The organism is Pseudoalteromonas sp. SG44-1, from assembly GCF_014164315.1.
Taxonomy (GTDB): Bacteria; Pseudomonadota; Gammaproteobacteria; order Enterobacterales; family Alteromonadaceae; genus Pseudoalteromonas; species Pseudoalteromonas rhizosphaerae.
In genome coordinates this window covers 1-352 of sequence record NZ_JACJEW010000265.1, presented here as the reverse complement: position 1 = coordinate 352, position 352 = coordinate 1, and the positions used below count along the sequence as shown (strand labels likewise).

Genomic DNA, 352 nt, shown 5'->3' with positions numbered 1-352 from the left:
ACGGCCATTGGTTTAACCCTAACTCATTGGCCTTTTTAACGTAATTAGCCACAGTGCCAGGGGAGATATTTAAGCTTCTGGCAATCTCTCGATGGGATAATTTTGCTGAATATTTCAGCCGTAAACGGAGTTTTTCAAGTTAGTTGTCGCCTCAAGTTAAATTTTATGCCACCCGCATTTCTTCTTTTTTCTCAGGGTTTAAATTTACTTCATTTATCATTGACCAGTCTCGTGACTTTCCTGACCAACGACTTGGGTTATTCAATTTAGCTGCGTCGTTTACCTGCTGACGCTTGGCTAATATCTCTTTATCTAAACCTGAATGACGCTGATTTGGCGTGACAAATTTTAT

Annotated in this window: 1 protein-coding gene and 1 pseudogene; both read right to left on the bottom strand. The window is 39.8% G+C overall.

Features of this window, described 5'->3' with window-relative positions:
- Nucleotides 1-118, bottom strand: a 118-nt coding sequence (locus H5187_RS24105) for a winged helix-turn-helix transcriptional regulator (RefSeq protein ID WP_182798528.1), incomplete at its 3' end; no start/stop codon positions are given.
- Nucleotides 119-163: 45 nt separating this feature from the next.
- Nucleotides 164-352: pseudogene (locus H5187_RS24100) on the bottom strand (IS3 family transposase); the annotation flags it as partial.